The organism is Kitasatospora sp. NPDC002543 (assembly GCF_053594915.1).
Window position 1 is genome coordinate 1 of record NZ_JBSFWR010000066.1, and the last position, 16,579, is coordinate 16,579.

Annotated in this window: 15 protein-coding genes and 2 pseudogenes; 5 read left to right on the forward strand and 12 right to left on the reverse strand. The window is 75.0% G+C overall.

Going from position 1 to position 16,579, the window contains the following annotated elements; all coding sequences use genetic code 11:
• A pseudogene (locus ACWD4P_RS24905) lies at positions 1-94 on the forward strand (VOC family protein); the annotation flags it as partial.
• Between the two features lie 165 nt (positions 95-259).
• Here ACWD4P_RS24905 and ACWD4P_RS24910 read toward each other — a convergent pair.
• The 11 genes and pseudogenes from ACWD4P_RS24910 to ACWD4P_RS24960 form a co-directional block, all read right to left on the reverse strand.
• Positions 260-1,315, reverse strand: a pseudogene (locus ACWD4P_RS24910) (MFS transporter); the annotation flags it as partial.
• 64 nt (positions 1,316-1,379) lie between these two features.
• Positions 1,380-2,102: a FadR/GntR family transcriptional regulator gene (locus ACWD4P_RS24915; RefSeq protein ID WP_359830137.1), complete on the reverse strand. Its 723-nt coding sequence runs from the start codon at positions 2,100-2,102 to the stop codon at positions 1,380-1,382.
• A gap of 262 nt (positions 2,103-2,364) precedes the next feature.
• Positions 2,365-3,210: an HAD family hydrolase gene (locus tag ACWD4P_RS24920; RefSeq protein ID WP_359830138.1), complete on the reverse strand. Its 846-nt coding sequence runs from the start codon at positions 3,208-3,210 to the stop codon at positions 2,365-2,367.
• 52 nt (positions 3,211-3,262) lie between these two features.
• On the reverse strand, positions 3,263-4,537 hold the full coding sequence (serS, locus tag ACWD4P_RS24925) for a serine--tRNA ligase (RefSeq protein WP_359830140.1): 1,275 nt from the start codon (positions 4,535-4,537) through the stop codon (positions 3,263-3,265).
• Between the two features lie 542 nt (positions 4,538-5,079).
• Positions 5,080-6,015, reverse strand: coding sequence for a prephenate dehydratase (gene pheA, locus ACWD4P_RS24930; RefSeq protein WP_449781090.1), 936 nt, complete (start codon positions 6,013-6,015; stop codon positions 5,080-5,082).
• Positions 6,016-6,206: 191 nt separating this feature from the next.
• Complete coding sequence (efeB, locus tag ACWD4P_RS24935; RefSeq protein WP_449781091.1) at positions 6,207-7,547, reverse strand: iron uptake transporter deferrochelatase/peroxidase subunit; 1,341 nt, start codon at positions 7,545-7,547, stop codon at positions 6,207-6,209.
• Positions 7,548-7,552: 5 nt separating this feature from the next.
• The gene (locus tag ACWD4P_RS24940) at positions 7,553-9,583 is read right to left on the reverse strand and encodes a FixH family protein (protein WP_449781092.1); all 2,031 of its coding nucleotides are present in this window, start codon (positions 9,581-9,583) and stop codon (positions 7,553-7,555) included.
• A gap of 12 nt (positions 9,584-9,595) precedes the next feature.
• A complete protein-coding gene (locus ACWD4P_RS24945) occupies positions 9,596-10,123 on the reverse strand; it encodes a copper chaperone PCu(A)C (RefSeq protein ID WP_449781093.1) in 528 nt (175 codons plus the stop codon).
• Entirely contained in the window at positions 10,120-10,779 is a 660-nt protein-coding gene (locus ACWD4P_RS24950; RefSeq protein WP_359831504.1) for an SCO family protein, read from the reverse strand. Before ACWD4P_RS24950 ends, ACWD4P_RS24945 begins: the two co-directional genes overlap by 4 nt.
• 75 nt (positions 10,780-10,854) lie before the next feature.
• On the reverse strand, positions 10,855-11,601 hold the full coding sequence (locus ACWD4P_RS24955; protein ID WP_449781094.1) for a YcnI family copper-binding membrane protein: 747 nt from the start codon (positions 11,599-11,601) through the stop codon (positions 10,855-10,857).
• Between the two features lie 183 nt (positions 11,602-11,784).
• Positions 11,785-12,609: a hypothetical protein gene (locus tag ACWD4P_RS24960; protein WP_449781095.1), complete on the reverse strand. Its 825-nt coding sequence runs from the start codon at positions 12,607-12,609 to the stop codon at positions 11,785-11,787.
• Between the two features lie 230 nt (positions 12,610-12,839).
• On the opposite strand from ACWD4P_RS24960, the gene ACWD4P_RS24965 reads away from it, so the two are divergent.
• From ACWD4P_RS24965 to ACWD4P_RS24975, 3 genes are all read left to right on the forward strand, one after another.
• Positions 12,840-13,481: an ATP-binding protein gene (locus ACWD4P_RS24965; protein ID WP_449781096.1), complete on the forward strand. Its 642-nt coding sequence runs from the start codon at positions 12,840-12,842 to the stop codon at positions 13,479-13,481.
• Between the two features lie 167 nt (positions 13,482-13,648).
• Positions 13,649-13,876, forward strand: coding sequence for a hypothetical protein (locus ACWD4P_RS24970; RefSeq protein ID WP_449781097.1), 228 nt, complete (start codon positions 13,649-13,651; stop codon positions 13,874-13,876).
• 59 nt (positions 13,877-13,935) lie between these two features.
• Entirely contained in the window at positions 13,936-15,258 is a 1,323-nt protein-coding gene (locus ACWD4P_RS24975; RefSeq protein WP_449781098.1) for an amidase, read from the forward strand.
• Between the two features lie 34 nt (positions 15,259-15,292).
• On the opposite strand, the gene ACWD4P_RS24980 is transcribed toward ACWD4P_RS24975, so the two are convergent.
• Complete coding sequence (locus ACWD4P_RS24980; RefSeq protein ID WP_359816995.1) at positions 15,293-15,451, reverse strand: hypothetical protein; 159 nt, start codon at positions 15,449-15,451, stop codon at positions 15,293-15,295.
• 202 nt (positions 15,452-15,653) lie between these two features.
• Between ACWD4P_RS24980 and ACWD4P_RS24985 the strand changes: the two genes are divergently transcribed.
• Entirely contained in the window at positions 15,654-16,475 is an 822-nt protein-coding gene (locus tag ACWD4P_RS24985) for a protein phosphatase 2C domain-containing protein (protein WP_359816993.1), read from the forward strand.
• Positions 16,476-16,579: the final 104 nt, after the last annotated feature.

Consider the following 16,579-nt stretch of genomic DNA (forward strand, 5'->3'; position numbering starts at 1 on the left):
GGTCCTCCAGGAGCCGATGGACCAGCCCTACGGGGTGCGCGACTGCGCCTTCCGGGACCCGTCGGGCAACATGCTGCGCTTCAACCAGCCGCGCAGCCGCGCCGACCACCAGGACCAGCACCAGCATCAGCACCAGCGGGGTCTCCCAGCCGCCGGTCAGCTGGCGCAGCGCGCCCGCGCCGACCGGGCCGACCGCCGCGACCAGATAGCCGATCGCCTGCGACATCCCGCTCAGCTGGGCGGCACCGGCGGCGGTGCGGGTGCGCAGCACGATGAACGCCAGGCCCAGGCCCAGCGAACCGCCCTGCGCCACGCCCAGGATGGTCGCCGACACCCACGCGGCGGAGACCGGCGCGACCAGCAGCAGGGCGATGCCCAGCCCGTTCATGGCGACCATGGCCAGTGCCAGCCCGCGCTGGCTGGTCATCCGGCCGGCCAGCAGCGGCACCAGGAAGGCGCCCGTGACCTGCACCAGGTTGGAGAAGGCGAAGACCAGGCCGGCCTGGCCGCGGTCCATGCCGTGGTCGGCCAGGATGGTCGGCATCCAGGCGACCAGGGTGTAGACCAGCAGCGACGAGATGCCCATGAAGAGGCTGATCTGCCAGGCGAGCGGGGACTTCCAGATGCCCTCGATCGGCTTGGCCGGCGCGGCGGCCGGGGCCACCGCCCCCTGCTGCTCCCGCTGCCGCTCCTGGCGGGAGCGCAGCACCTGCGGCAGCCAGGCCACCGCGGCGATCAGCGCGAGCAGCGACCAGGCGCCGAGCGAGGCCTGCCAGCCGCCGCCGAGGGCGTGCTCCAGCGGGACGGAGGTGCCGGCCGCGAGCGTGGCGCCGACCAGCATGGTGGTCGAGTAGACACCGGTCATGGTGGCCGCGCGGTCCGGGAACTCGCGCTTGACCAGACCCGGCATCGACACGTTCAGCACCGCGATCGCCACACCGATGATCACGCAGCCCGCGTACAGGGCCGCCACCGAGGGCAGCACCCGCAGCAGCACGCCCGCGCCGAGCACCAGCACCGCGCCGAACACCACCCGCTCGGCGCCGAAGCGGCGGGTCAGCCGCGGGGTGAGCGGGGCGCCGACGCCCTGGAACAGCACCGGGACGGTGGTGATCAGCCCGCCCACGGTGGCGGACAGTCCGAAGGTCTGCCGGATCTCGCCGACCATCGGGGAGACCGCCGCCAGACAGGCGCGCATGTTCAGCGCGACCAGCACGATGCCGGTCAGCATCAGGAGCGGATGGGCCAGCCGGCTGCGGACGGGGAGCGGGGCAGAAGTGGTGACAACCGGCTGCTGGGCACGGGTGACGGCCATGGGTGTGCTGTTCTTTCGTGAATGTGCGGGGAAGGCGGACGGCGGAAGGGAGGCTCGCGCCGTCCTACTTCCGGGCCGCGATGGCCGCGAGCAGCTGCTCGACGGCCGCGGTGGGCTCGGCGAGCAGCGCGCGGGAGGCTGCCTCGGCCCGGTCCGGGTCACCGCTCTCGATCGCGTCGACCAGTGCCTCGTGGGTGGCCACGACGGCCTCGGGCATCTCGTGGTCGCCGAAGGCGGAGGTCATCGCCTCGCGGACGGAGGCGCCGAAGTAGCGGTACACCTCGGCCAGCGCGGGGTTGTGCGCGGCCTCGACGACGGCGGTGTGGAACTCCAGGTCGTGCTCGACGGTGGCCTCGCGGCTCGCCCGCTCGGGGTGGGCCGCGAACACCTCGGCCTCACGGGCCAGCGCGGCGCGCATCCGCTGGACGTCCTCGGGGGTGTGCCGCAGTGCGGCCAGCCGGGCGCCCTCGGTCTCCAGCGCCGCTCGGACCTCCAGGACGTCCCGGATGCCGGAGCGCTGCACACCGCGCAGCACCGCCGCCGGGTCGCTGGTGGAGCGGACGAACGTGCCCTCGCCCTGCCGGGAGACCAGCATTCCGGCGTGCACCAGCACCCGGATCGCCTCCCGCACGGTGTTCCGCCCGACGCCCAGCTGCTCGGCCAGCTCGTGCTCGGTGGGAATCCTCGACCCCACCGGCCACACTCCGCCGGCCAGCTGCTCCCGCAGCTGCTCGATGGCGGTGTCCACCAGGGAACGTCGCCCGGCCGCCTGCAGACCGCCGCTCATGCCGGACCTCCCTTCCCGCCGTGCACCGATGACCACCTCGGTCGTCGGTCATCCTACAACCACTTGCCCGGTCATCCTACAACCCATCCCCGACCTGCCCGAACCCCCGATCGGCCCTCCCGGAACGGCCCCCGTACCGGCTCCGTACCGGCCCCGCACCGGCTCCGGAGACGACTGTTCCCCGCACCCCCTCGGGGGTGCGGGGAACCGGCAGTGCCTGGTGCGTCGGCGTCCCGCGCCGGCTTCCGCCGGGCCGGGCGGGTCAGGGCCGCGGGTAGAGGCGCTCCAGGACCACGGCGACGCCGTCCTCGTCGTTGCCGGCGGTGACGGCGTCCGCGACGGCGAGGAGTTCCTCGTGGGCGTTGGCCATGGCGACGCCGTGGGCGGCCCAGCCGAACATCGGGACGTCGTTGGGCATGTCGCCGAACGCGATGGTGTCGGCGGCGCGCACGCCCAGGCGGCGGGCCGCGACGGCCAGGCCGGTGGCCTTGGACAGCCCGAGCGGGAGCAGTTCGACCACGCCGGCGCCGGCCATCACCACGCCGACCAGGTCGCCGGCGGCGCGGCGGGCGGCCTCGGCGAGGGCGTCGTCGGTGAGCGCGTGGTGCTGGATGTACAGCTTGCTGAGCGGAGCGCCGAGCAGTCCGTCGCGCTCGACCCGGACGACCGGCAGGCGGGAGCCGATCTGCAGCTCGTAGCCGGGACCGGCCAGCACCTGGCCGTCGAGGCCGTCCTGGTTGGCGGCGATGGCCAGCGGGCCGGTCTCGGCCTCGATCTTCTCGATCGCGAGCGCGGCGAGCCGTCGGTCCAGGGTGAGCGAGGTGAGCAGCTTGTGCGCGCCGGCGTCGTACACCTGGGCGCCCTGGCCGCAGACCGCTATCCCGGTGTAGCCGATCTCGTCGAAGACCGGGCGGGCCCAGACCGCCGAGCGCCCGGTGACGATGATGTGCAGCGCGCCCGCGCCGGTGGCCGCGGCCAGGGCGGCGCGGGTGCGCTCGGAGACGGTCTCCCCGCTGGTGAGCAGGGTGCCGTCGAGATCGGTGGCGACCAGCCGGTAGGGCAGGTCGCCACCGCCGGGGGAGCCGGGGCTGGGGCTGGTGGTGCTCATGGGCCGTACGTCTCCCGGGAGTCGCGGGTGGTGCTGGGTGGTGCGGACCGGGTTACTTGACCGGCTCGAGGACGGTCCGCCCGCCGAGGTACGGCCGCAGCGCCTCGGGCACGACGACCGAGCCGTCGGCCTGCTGGTGGTTCTCCAGGATCGCCACGATGGTGCGCGGGACGGCGACCAGGGTGCCGTTCAGGGTGGCGAGCGGGCGGGTCTTGCCCTCCTCGCGCATCCGGATCGACAGCCGGCGGGCCTGGTACTCGGTGGTGTTGGAGGTCGAGGTGACCTCGCGGTACTTGCCCTGGGTGGGGATCCACGCCTCGATGTCGAACTTGCGCGCGGCCGAGGCGCCGAGGTCGCCGGAGGCGACGTCGATGACCCGGTACGGCAGCTCCAGCGCGTTGAGGAAGTCCTTCTCCCACTGGAGCAGGCGGCGGTGCTCGTTCTCCGCGTCCTCCGGAGTGGTGTAGACGAACATCTCCACCTTCTCGAACTGGTGGACGCGGATGATGCCGCGGGTGTCCTTGCCGTAGGTGCCGGCCTCGCGGCGGAAGCAGGACGAGTAGCCGGCGTAGCGCAGCGGCAGCTTGTCGGCGTCGAGGATCTCGTCCATGTGGTACGCCGCCAGCGGGACCTCGCTGGTGCCGACCAGGTACCGGTCGTCCTCGGCGAGGTGGTACACGTTCTCGGCGGCCTGGCCGAGGAAGCCGGTGCCGTCCATGGCGGCCGGGCGGACCAGGGTCGGGGTGATCATCGGGACGAAGCCGGCCGCGGTGGCCTGGGCGATCGCCATGTTGACCAGGGCGAGCTCCAGCAGCGCGCCGACGCCGGTCAGGTAGTAGGAGCGGGCACCGGCGACCTTGGCGCCGCGCTCGGTGTCGATCGCGCCGAGGATCTGGCCGAGCTCGACGTGGTCGCGGGGCTCGAAGCCCTCGGCGGCGAAGTCGCGCGGGGTGCCGATCTCCTCCAGGGTGACGAAGTCCTCCTCGCCGCCGACCGGGGCGGCCGGGTCGATGAGGTTCGCCAGCGAGCGGAGCAGGCGGTCGGCCTCCTCCTTCGCCGCGCTCTGCTCGGCGTCGGCGGCCTTGACCTCGGCGGCCAGGTCCTTGGTGCGCTGGAGCAGGGCGGTCTTCTCGTCGCCCTTGGCCTGGGCGACCTGCTTCCCGAGCACCCGCTGCTCGCTGCGCAGTTCGTCGAAGCGGCTGCCCGAGGACCGGCGCCGCTCATCGGCGGAGAGGAGGGCGTCGACCAGGTCGACGTCCTCGCCACGGACGCGCTGCGAGGCGCGCACTCGGTCAGGGTCCTCACGAAGCAGGCGAAGGTCAATCACAGGCCCAAGCGTACCGGGCGCCCGTTCCTCCACCGGTACCGCTTTTTCCCTGGGGATAACTCGGCCGATCCTGTGGATAACTCCTGTGGGGAACCTTCCCGGGTCGAGTTATCCACAGGCGGGGGCCCGGGCCTGTGGATCAAAGGGGAGGATCGTCTTCCGCGTGAACGAACCAGGGAATTGAGGTTTCAAACCTCAATCAACCTTCTCGGGTGAGGGAATTGAAGCACTCGGACGGGTGATTTGCTGGCAACCGGGTGACTCTGGTCCGATTGGTCATCTCTGCGACGCAAACCGATGGTCCGACCGGTTCTGCGCAATGGCTATACCGGTTTGTCGACTCGTCCCCAGGCCTGTGGATAACTCCGGGCTGTGGACAGCCGGCGCCCCTGTGGACAGCGGCCTCCGGCTCCGGGCGGCCTGTGGACGACGGGGAGGGTCACGCGACCCGCCTGATCGAACCGGTCCGAAACAGTCGGAAAAGGTCGGAAAGACAAAAGATGTCACCGGGGTGTCCGGGGGTGCCGGACACTCCGCCGGCTTCAGATGTCGCCGCGGCCGTCGAGCGCGCGGGAGAGCCAGTCCGCCGCCGAGGTGAAATCCTCGTCCGAGGTCCCCGGCCGCCGGTGGGTCGACTCCTGCCGGTCGGCACGCGGATAGGAGCCGAGGTACCGCACCTGGGGGCAGATCCGCTTGAGGCCCATCATCGCCTCGGCGACCCGGCGCTCCGACAGGTGGCCCTCGCAGTCGATCAGGAAGCAGTAGCTGCCCATGCCCTCGCCTGTCGGGCGGGACTCGATCCGCATCAGGTTGACCCCGCGCACCGCGAACTCCTGGAGCAGCTCCAGCAGCGCACCCGGGTGGTCGTCCGGCAGCCAGACCACCATCGAGGTCTTGTCCGCGCCGGTCGGCGAGGAGACCCGCCCCGGGCGGCCGACCAGGACGAACCGGGTGGCCGCGCTCTTCGCGTCCGCGATCTCCTTGACCAGCGGCTCCAGCCCGTAGATCGGCGCCGCGAACTCGCCCGCGAACGCGCCGTCGTAGCGGCCCTCGGCGACCAGCCGGGCGCCGTCCGCGTTGGAGGCGGCCGACTCCCACTTCGCGTCCGGCAGATTGGCCGCCAGCCAGCGCCGCACCTGCGGCTGGGCCACCGGGTGGCTGGTCACCGTCCTGACCCCGGACAGCTCGGTGCCCGGCCGCACCAGCAGCGCGAAGGTGATCGGCAGCAGCACCTCACGGTAGATCATCAGCGGTGTGCCGGCGGCCAGTTCGTCGTTGGTCGCGGTGACCGCGCCCTCCACCGAGTTCTCGATCGGGACGAACGCCCCGGCCGCCTCCCCGCCGCGCACCGCGTCCAGCGCCAGCGCCACCGAGGACAGCGGCACCAGCTCCCGGGTCGCCGCCTCGGGCAGCGTGTGCAGGGCCGCCTCGGTGAACGTGCCGGCCGGTCCGAGGTAGGTGTAGCGGGTGGCCGACATGACGCCTCCGTGGGATCTCGGTGCCGCGTGGGCAGGGTGTGCCGAAGCAGCGGGGTGTGCCGAAGCAGTCACCCTAACGATTCCGCGGCCCCGGCAGGAAAGCGTTCCAGTGGCCGGGACCGCGGCGGTGAACTCCGGTGGAACCAGGGGGTCCGGGGGGATCCCCGGCGGATCCCCCGGGACACCCGCGGCTACCCCTCCAGCAGCTGCTGGCCGAGGTACCCGCCGGGCGGCGGGCCCGGCGGCAGCGCGTACAGGCCGCTCGCCTCGTGCCGCAGGAAGCGGGAGAGGCCGTCGCCCCGGGAGAGCTTGCGCTGCACCGGGGTGAAGCCCCTGCGCGGGTCGGACTGGAAGGCGAGGAAGAGCAGCCCGGCGTCCGGCGAACCGTCCGGCAGCAGCCCGTCGTGGTACGAGAAGCCGCGCCGCAGCATCGCCGCCCCGCCGTTGGCCGCGGGGGCGGCGACCCGGACGTGCGCGTCGGAGGGGATCGCCAGGGCGCCGTCCGCGTCCTGCGCGGCGAGGTCCACCGGGGACCGCTCGCCGGCCCCGGCGGGTGCGCCGAGCGGGGCTCCGTCCGACTTGCGCCGCCCGATCACCCGCTCCTGCCGCTCCACCGGCAGCGCCTCCCAGTGGTCCAGCAGCATCCGGATCCGCCGGAACACCAGGTACGAGCCGCCGGCCAGCCAGGCCGGCCCGTCGCCGCCCGCGGCGCAGAACACCGTGGCGGCGAAGCCCTCCTCCTCCGGCCGGGGGTTGTTGGTGCCGTCGATCTGGCCCATCAGGTTGCGTCCGGTCACCGGCCGGGCGGCGGCGCCGGGGGTGCGGGCGAACCCGGCCGACTGCCAGCGCAGCGCCGCGGTTCCGGTCGCCAGCCGCTGGAGCACCCGCAGGGCGTGCACCGCGACCAGGGCGTCGTCCGCGCCGATCTGGACGAAGAGGTCGCCGTCGCCCCGGGCCGGGTCCAGCACGTCACCGGGGAAGGCCGGCAGCGGTTCGAGCCCGGGCGGGCGGCGGTCGGCCAGCCCGGCCCGGTCGAACAGCGAGGCCCCGAAGCCGACCGTGACGGTCAGCGAGCAGGGGCCGGCGTCCAGCGCGACCTGGTTGTCGAACTCCTCGGCCGGCTCCCCGGCGGTCAGCCGCTCGGCGGCCTTCGTCCAGCGCTGCAGCAGGGTGCGCAGCCCGTCCCGGCCGACGCCCTCGGCCAGGTCGAAGGCGGCCAGCTGGACCCTGGCCTGCGCCGGGTCGGTGATCCCGGCCTGGTGCTCGCCGCGGAACGGCACCCGGGCCGCGCCCAGCGTCCCGCCGGCCGAGCCCCCAGCGAGCGCCGAGCGGCCGGTCCGCCCGTCCAGGGCGACCGCCCCGGCAACACCCGCGCCGGCGCCCGCCAGCAGCCCGGCCCCGGCGGTGCCGAGCAGTGCCCGCCGGGTGAACCCCGCCGGCCCGTGGCCCGCCGACGGCTCCTGCCCCTCCGGTCCGTGCCCCGCCGACGGCCCGTGCCCCGCCGGACCCTGCTCCGTGGAAACGTCCGTCATCCCGCTCACCCGATCTTGAACTGCTGGGTCGGGGTGGTCTGGTCGATGTCGGAGGACCGGATCTGCACCGACACCACCCAGGTGCCCGCCAGCGGCAGCTGCGCGGTGCCGCTCCAGCGGCCGGTGCCCTCCGGGGTGAGCGCGACCGGCAGGGGGCCGAGGTCGCGGTCCGGCAGGGTGAAGGCGAGCTGCACCTCGGGGACGTCCACCGGCTGCCCGTCCGCGCCGTCCAGCGCGAGCTTCACCTCGTTCGGCCCGGTCCGGGCCGGGTTGAGGGTCACGACCGCGGTGCCCTTGGCGTTCGGCGTCCGGCCCTTGGTGTCGTACGGGAGCTTGAGCTCGACGGTCCGGCCCGGCTCGGTCTGCGGTGCCGCCGCGGGCCCGCCGGCGGCCGGAGCCGTGGCGGCCCCCGCCCCGACCTCGCTCGCCACCCGTCCGGGCGGGGAGTTGGTGAGCATCGTGGTGACCACCAGCACCGCCACCGCGACCAGGGCCTCGACCAGCACCGAGCGGCGCAGCCCGGCCCGGGTCGGGGTCAGCCCGCGGTCGCGTCCGGCGCTCCGCAGGGCGGCCCGCTGACGCTCCAGCTGTGCCTGCCGGGCCGGGTCCTCGCTGTGCGCCGCCACGGCGACCGGCTCCGGCAGTTCGGCCGGTGCGACCTCCACCGCCTCGGCGGGGGCCGAGCGCAGCCTGGCCAGCCAGGAGCGGGAGATCCAGGCGACGCCGAGCATCGCGACCACGCAGCCGCTCTTCACCAGCAGCAGCCGCCCGTACTCGGTCCCGGTCAGCGCGCCCCAGCTGCCCAGGCCCCGCCAGGACTGGTAGATCCCGGTCGCGGCCAGGACGGCCACCGAGCCGAAGGCGATCTTCGAGAAGCGGTCCACCACCTCGGCGCCGACGCCCTCGCGCAGCGCGACCAGCAGCGCGGCCAGACCGCCCAGCCAGAGCGCCATCGCGATCAGGTGCAGGATGCCGAGCGGCAGCGCCAGCCAGACCTGGATGCCCACCGAGGCGTGGTCGGCGCCGACCCAGGTCGCCGAGAGGGCGACCGCCAGCACCAGGCCGGCCACGCCCAGGCCCAGCCGGACCTCGCGCTGCGGCCGCTCGGCGGCCCGCCGCTCCAGCTCGCGCAGTTCGGCGGCCTCGGCGTCGTCCTCGGCGGCCGCCGGAGCGTCGGAGAATCCGTTCTCCTCCTCGTCGCGCGGCTTCGGGACGACCGGTCGCGGCGGCTGCCCCAGCTGCCCGACCAGCAGCGACAGGAACACCCCGCCGGCCGCGAGCAGCAGCAGCCGGGCGGCCAGCGCGGTGCCGATCCGCTCGTCCAGCGTGGCGCGCACCAGCGACAGGTCGAAGGCCTGCCCGATCCCGGAGCCGCGCTCGTACGGGCCGCGCAGCATCAGCACCGCGACGGTGGAGACCAGCAGCGCCGTCCAGCCGGTCATCAGCAGCCGCTGCACCCGGCGCCGGGCGGTGCCGGCCGGCCAGCAGAGCAGGACGAAGGCGGCGACGCCGACCAGCAACGCGAAGGCGGCGTAGGCGACGGTGCGCCCGGTGCCGTACAGGGCGGCGACCAGGCCGTCCGCCTCGGCGCCCTGGAGCGCGGTGGCCGACACCGAGGTGTCCGAGGGCGCGCCGATGGAGAAGGTGAACGCCCCGCCGACCGGGTGGGAGTCGTCCGAGACGGCCCGCCACGCCACCGTGTACGTGCCGTTGGCGAGCCCGTCCCGCAGCCCGACCCGGGCGGTGTTGCCCTTGCCGTCGGCGTGCGCCGGGTTGCCGGTGTCGACGGCCTTGCCGGCCGGGTCGAGCACCCGGACGGAGTCGCCGGAGAGGGAGACGGACTCGCTGAAGGTCAGCGTCACCGCCTGCGGAGCGGTGGCGACCACCGAGTTCTGCCGCGGGTCGGTGGAATCCAGGGTGGCGTGCGCGGAGGCCGGCCCGGCGCCCGCGAGCATCAGCGCGAGCAGCGCGCCGAGCACTCCGAGCACCCCGGCGATCCGGCGGTGGGTGGCCTTCTCCAGGCCGGCCGACTGCATGGTGGCGGTCCCCTAACTCTGGCCGGGGCGGTAGGTGAGCTCCTTGACCGGCACCTTCACGGAGATGGTGCCGGACTTGGCGAAGGTGAGGTCGAGCTCCAGCTCGTCGCCGAGCGACGGGGCCTTCTGCCATCCCATGATCATGAGGTGGTTGCCGCCCCGGGCGAGCTGCAGCGCGCCGTGCGCGGGGACGTCCAGGCTGTCCACCTGCTCCATGGTCGACGCCGTCGAGCGGTGCATGGTGACGGACTCGGCGGCCGGGCTGGTCACCTTGAGCAGCTGGTCCTGGCCGCCGTCGTTGCGGACGGTCAGGTAGCCGGCCGCCATGCCGCCGGCAGGGGGCAGCGGGATGTAGGAGTCGGCGACGCTGAGCCTGGCCGGGCCGGTGGAGGCGCCGCCCCGGGCGTTCGCGCCGCCGCCGGTGCCGCCGCCCGTGCCGCAGGCGGCCAGGATGGCGCCGCCGCCGAGGGCCGTCGCGACGACGGCGCCGAGCAGGGCGCTGCGGCGGAAGCGGCTGGTTCCGGTCTGCGCCGAGCTCACGCCGCGACCCCCTTGGCGAGCAGCGGCAGGTCGTGCTCGTAGGTCTTCTCCTCGGTGCCGCTCATGTAGAGCACGTGCGCCTTGTCGTCCGAGGGGAGGAAGGCCAGCACCTGGGCGCCGTGGGTGGAGGTGACGGTGCCGTCCCCGTTGACCACCGGGTCCTCGATCATGATGCCGAGCGACTTGGCCGCGGTCTTCACCTTGGCCAGGTCCCCGGTGAGGCCTATGAAGTCGCTGCCCATCGAGTCCAGCCAGGTGCGCAGCACCTTGGGGGTGTCGCGGTCCGGGTCGGTGGAGACGAAGACGACGTTGATCTTCTGGCGCTCCTCGGCGGGGAGCGCCTTCATCGCGACGCCGATGTCGCCCATGGTGGTCGGGCAGACGTCCGGGCAGCTGGTGTAGCCGAAGAACAGCAGGGTGGCCTTGCCGTTGGTCTGCTGCCGCAGGTCGAAGGGCCGGCCGTCGGTGTCGGTCAGCTGGAGGTCCGGCTTCTCGAAGTTCTTGGCGAGCTTGGTGCCCTGGTACGGGGTGTCCTCCTTCTGCCGGGTGACCTTGGCGGTGGTGGAGTCACCGCCGGAGGAGCCGCAGGCGGAGAGGGTCAGGGCGGCGGCCAGCGCGAGGGCGGCCGCGCCGGCCAGACGGGTGGTGCGGGGCATGGGAGTTCCGATCGTGCGCGGTGGACCGCCGGCGGGCCGTACCCGGGGTGCGGGTACGGCCCGCCGGCGCGGGGTTCAGGAGGCGGAGCCGCTCTTGCGGCGCAGGCCGAGCACGCCGACGGCGGTGCCGATCACGCCGACCACGATGCCGACCACGCCCAGGGCGCGGGCGGTGGAGTCGCTGGACTTGGCGTCGCCGGCGGAGGCGGCGTGGTCGGAGCTGTCCCCGTGGGCGCCCGCGGCCGGGGAGGCGGTGACGCCGTGGCCGTCGCCCTCGGCCGCCTTGGTGAGCTTCAGGACGGGCGCGGGCTTGGCCGGCTCGGGCTGGCCGTCCTTGCTCTCGTCGATCCAGCGGGCGATGTCGCCGTTGTCGTAGGTCTGGAGGGTCTTGAACTCCAGGCTGTCGGCGTCGGTCGGCAGCGGGCCGAGCGAGACCCGGAACTCCTGGAACTGACCGGGGGCGATCTTGGTGCCGGCGTCGGCGGTCCAGGTGATCTTGGAGACGGCCTCGGTGACGTCGTTGCCGTGCACCTTGATCGGCTTGTCGAGCTTGGCCTTCTCGACCGTGGCGGTCCAGCCCGGCAGCGGCAGGGTCCGGACCGAGGCCAGCGGGTGGTCCAGCGGGAGGTTGACCTCCAGCTTCACCGTGCTCGCGGTGTCGCTCTCGTTCGGCACCCGGAAGTCGACGGCCGTGTAACCGCCCTGGGCGGCCGCACCCGGGTTCACGGTGACGTGCGCGGAGGCGGGGCCGGCCAGCGCCACCACGGAGGCGGCGGCGGTGAGGGCGACGGCGGCGATGCGGCGGATGGGAAGGGAACGCATGATGCGGGTCTCCGATCGGAGCTCGGCGGCCGTGCTACCGGGCGACGGACGTGAGCCGTACCGCGGGGGCCGCGCGTGGGGACGTGGGAGCAGTGCCTCGGGCCGCCCCGGTGGTCGGGGAACGGCCGGACGGTGCGCACGCCGGGCGTCCGGTACGGCCGCGGGGCCGCCAGGAGACGCCGGTCAGTACGCGAGGGCCCCGCACGGCGGGCCGCGCCGCACCACGCTGTGCCGCAGCGCGGCACCCGTCGGGAGCGGGACCTCCCCGCCCGGGCCACCGAACCGGCGGGCCGGGCCGGCCGTGCCGAACAGGCCGCGCAGCAACGCGGCCACCAGGGCGAACGCCGTACGCAGCGGCGCCGCCCAGTGCTCCCGGGCCGCCGTCGCGGCCACCCGCAGCAGCCGCCACAGCGCTGCCTCGCCGCGCCGCAGCCACCAGCCCGCGACCAGCGCGGCGCCCAGGTGCCCGGCCAGCATGGACGGCGTCATGCCGAACAGGCCGGCCTGCCACCAGGGCGCGGCGGCGAACGCGTGGGGGTCCAGGCCCGCGGAGGAGACCAGTTGCTCCGGGGACGGGCCGCCGGACAGGCCGGCCAGGGTGCCCGGACGGGACTCGTTGCAGATCAGCCGGCCGGCCACCTGCGGCACGGTCAGCGCACCGGAACCGCCGTGGTGCGCGCCGGCCGCGGAGCCGGCGAAACCGTGGAAGCCGTGGAAGAGGCAGTGCAGCCCGAGCTGCCCGGCACCGAGCGCCCCGGCGATGGCCGCCAGCGAGCGCTCCCGCCCGCCGCAGACCGCCGCGAACGCCAGCACCGCGGCGAAGCCGAGCGCCAGCGCGGCCGGCGCCACGTTCCCGCCGCCCGCCAGGGTGTGCCCGGCGGCCGCTATCAGGGTGCACACCAGGGCGAACGGGACCGCCCGGGCAAGCCGCAGGTCCCAGGCGGCGGCCCCCACCGGCTGAGCCGGTCCGGGGGCGCCCGGGAGCGGGGCGGCGGCGAGGGCAGTCATGGCCGGGCCATCCTCTCATTGCGTACGCCGCCGACACGGGCAGGGTGGGAAATCCCTACGAATGCCCCTTTCGGCGGCGGCGTGCGAAGGGGCGTACGCGTCGCCCGGCACAGACCCCGCCTCCCGGTCCATCCGCCGAACGGGCGGTAGCGGCCCCCGGGCACGGTTCACCCGGGAATCGCCCGGAGATACCTAGTTGTATGTGGAGCCGCAGCCAGGAGGGACCTCCCGTGGACATCTGGTGGACTCTGCACCTCAAACGCGACCCGGCCAGCGTTCCGCTGGCCCGGCGCATCCTGCTCGGTGCGATGGCGACGGCGGGCGTCGACCCGCAGATCGCGGACGACCTCGGCGTCGCCCTCACCGAGGCCTGCGCCAACGCCGTCGAGCACGGCGCCACCGGGCGGCCCGACGACGGCTTCCAGGTCACCGCCTCGATCTGCGGCGACCGGCTGCGGATCGAGGTCACGGACTCAGGCCCCGGCCTGCCCGCCCCCGCCGCGTCCGCGCCCGTGAGCCGCCCGGCCGCCCCGGCCCAGGTCCGCCCCGAGGCGGCCGGCCGGGCGCCCCGCCGCACCCGCCGCGGCCGCGCCACCGTCCCGGCCCGCGTCCTCACCGCGCACCGCCCCCGCCGCGACGGCCACCCGTACGACACCCACGTCCTGCCCCACCGCCCCAGCGCCCCCACCCTGCGCCCGGTCGACCTGGACACCCTCCCGGACCTCACCGCCGAGTCCGGCCGCGGCCTCTTCCTCATCCACGCCCTCACCGACCACGTCCAGCTCCGCAACCACCCCCTGCGCGGGGCGATCGTCAGCTTCGACAAGATCCTCAAGTGGCAGGACGGCGCGCTGCTGCGGGCGGCCTCCTGAGTGCGGCCGCCCGGGCGGGGCGAAGTGCGGCTGGAATCCGTTGACTTGGGCCCCGGAGCCGCTGTGCTCCGGGGCCGTTCGTCCACGCACTCACCGGTCGGATCGCCCCGGGGCGATGCCCAGGGCCTCCGGTTGCCGGGGGTGGGAGGGGGCCGGACGATGGGGGCATGAGGCACCAGATGCGAGCGGAGTACGGCGACGGCGGTGCGGCCGCGGGGGTGCGGCTGTGGCACATGGTCCGGGGTGAGGAGAGCGTGGCGATGTGCGGGCGGGAGCTCGACCCGGGCGCGCGGGTGCGGGAGGCGACGGACTGGGGGAGGACCCCGGAGCTGTGCTGCCACACCTGCGGGGCGTACTTCCTGCGCGAGGCGCCGTACTTGGCGGCCGAACACTAGCCGTGACGCCGGTCCGCTGTGGCCGCCGTACGCCGTGACCGCCGTCTACTGTGACCGCCATGGAGCAACCCCTCGTCCGGCCAAGGCCGTTGACCGATGAGGCCGCCGGGCTGCGTGCCGGTGTGCCCGAACTTCCCGTGTACGTGGACCGGTTGTGCGGGCTGATCGAGCGGGTGGACCCGCTCGTCCACGCCTTCGTGCCGGAGCCCGGGCGGCACGACCGGCTGAGCGCGCAGGCGCGTGCGCTGGCCGCGCGCCACCCGGAGCCGGGCGGGCGGCCGCCGTTGTACGGGGTGGCGGTGGGCGTCAAGGACATCGTGCACGTGGACGGGCTGCCCACGCACGGCGGTTCGGCCCTGCCCCCGGGGGTGCTGGCCGGGCCGCAGGCCGTGGTGGTGGACCGGCTGCGGGCGGCGGGCGCGCTGGTCGCGGGCAAGACGGTGACCGCCGAGTTCGCCGCGAGCGCTCCGGGGCCGACCCGCAACCCGCACCACCCGGGGCACACCCCGGGCGGCTCCAGCAGCGGGTCGGCGGCGGCGGTCGCGGCCGGGCTGGTGCCGTTGGCGATCGGCACCCAGACGGTCGGCTCGGTGGTCCGCCCGGCCGCGTACTGCGGGGTGGTGGGCTTCCGGCCGACGTACGGGCGGATCCCGATCGCGGGGGTGATCCCGAACGCGCCGAGCTTCGACACCCTCGGGGTGTTCACCGCCGACCTGGCGGGCGTGGCCCTGACGGCGCCGCTGCTCTGCGACGGCTGGCGGGCGGAGCCCGGGGTGCCGTCCGGGTCCGGGGCGCCGCCCGTGCTCGGGGTGCCGGACGGGACGTACCTGCGGCGCGCCGAACCGGCCGCGCTGCGCGCCTTCGAGGAGCAGCTGGCCCGGCTGGCGCGGGCCGGGTTCACGGTGCGCCGGGTCGAGCTGTTCCCGGACTTCGACGAGGTCGTCCGGCAGCTGCAGACGGTCAACCGCTTCGAGCTGGCCCGCAGCCACGCCGACTGGTTCGCCCGCTTCGGCGGGCTCTACCGGCCGGAGACGGTGGCGGCCGTCCGGGCCGGCCAGGGCGTCGCCGCCGAGGACCGGCTGGCCGCCCTGCGGTTCCGGGAACACCTGCGGGAACGGGTGGCCGCGGCGCAGGCGGCGGCCGGGGTGGACCTGTGGCTGGCGCCCTCGGCGACGGGCGGGGCGCCGGAGGGCCTGCACAGCACCGGGGACGCGGTGATGTCGCTGCCGTGGAGCTTCCTCGGGCGGCCGGCGCTGAGCCTGCCGGCCGGGCGGACCCCGGAGGGGCTGCCGCTGGGCCTCCAGGTGGTCGGTGCGGAGGGCGGGGACGAGCGGCTGCTCGCCCGGGCGGCTCGGATCGAGCCGTTCCTGACGGGGCGCTAGGGGGCGTGTGCCGCGTAGCGGCCGGGCCCGGCCGCTACGACATGCGGGAGGCGCCGGTGCCCCGCGCCGCGGTGCCGCGGGACTCGGGGCCGCGCTGCTCGTCGGGGAAGCGCGGTCCGCCGATCAGGAAGAGCAGTGCGGCGGTCGGGAAGCCGAGCGAGGCGGCCAGCACCACGATGAACTGCCAGAACATCTTCCGCTCCTCGTCAGTCGCGGGCGCCCCGGTCACCCGGAGGGGATCCCGGACCCGGCCCGCTCCGAGGGGCCGAACCGTCCGGTCACTGTCCGACGGTATGGCCGAATCACCCCGGCTGCCACCGGGCGGCGCGGCCCGGCCCGCGCCACACCGCGCACGGGTCTGGGCGCGGGCCGGGGGCGGCGGCCACACTGTCGGGATGCAGCTACAGCTCGCAGGGGAAGCACGGCGGCCCGACCGCGAGAGCGAGGACTTCGCGGCGGCCTCGCCGGAGGCGCTGGTCCTGTTGGACGGCGCGAGTTCGCCGACCGGCCTGGACTCCGGGTGCCGGCACGGGACGGCCTGGTACGTGCGCCGGCTGGGTGTGCACCTGCTGGCCCGGCTCACCGACCGGGCGGACCGGGCGATCGCCGAGTGCCTGGCCGACGCCATCGTGGAGACGGCCGCGCTGCACGGCGGCCGCTGCGACCTGGCCCACCCCAACACCCCGGCCGCGATGGTCGTCGCGGCCCGGCGGCACGGTGAGGCCCTGGAGTACCTGGTGCTCGGGGACTCCCTGCTGGTGCTGGAGTTCAAGGACGGCCCGCCGAAGGTGATCGGGGACAACCAGCGCTTCCCCGGCGGGGAGGAGCTGCGCCGCCAGGTCTGGGAGACCGTCCCCGGTTCGGCCGAGCGGGCCGCGCTGCACCTGGAGTACGTGCTGGCGGTGCGTGCCGCCCGCAACCGGGGCACCGGCCCGTGGATCGCCGCCGCCAGCCCGCGGGCGGCCGAGCACGCCGAGACCGGCTTCGTCCGGCTGGACCGGCTGCACGCCCTGGCCGCCCTGACCGACGGCGCCTCGCGCTACACCGAGCGTTTCGGACTGGGCAGTTGGGGCGACGTGCTGCGGCTGCTCGCCGAGTCGGGGCCGGGCGAGCTGATCGCCCAGGTCCGGGCGGTGGAGCGGGCGGACGCCGACTGCGCGCGCTGGCCGCGCGGCAAGACCCACGACGACGCCTCGGCGGTCTACGCGCTGCTGTAGCCGACCCGGGCGGCGGAACGGCGGAGCAACGGGGCGGCGGAACGGCGGAACCGCGGGTCAACGGAACGGCGCCGCAACGGAACGGCGGAACGGCCGCAGGTGGT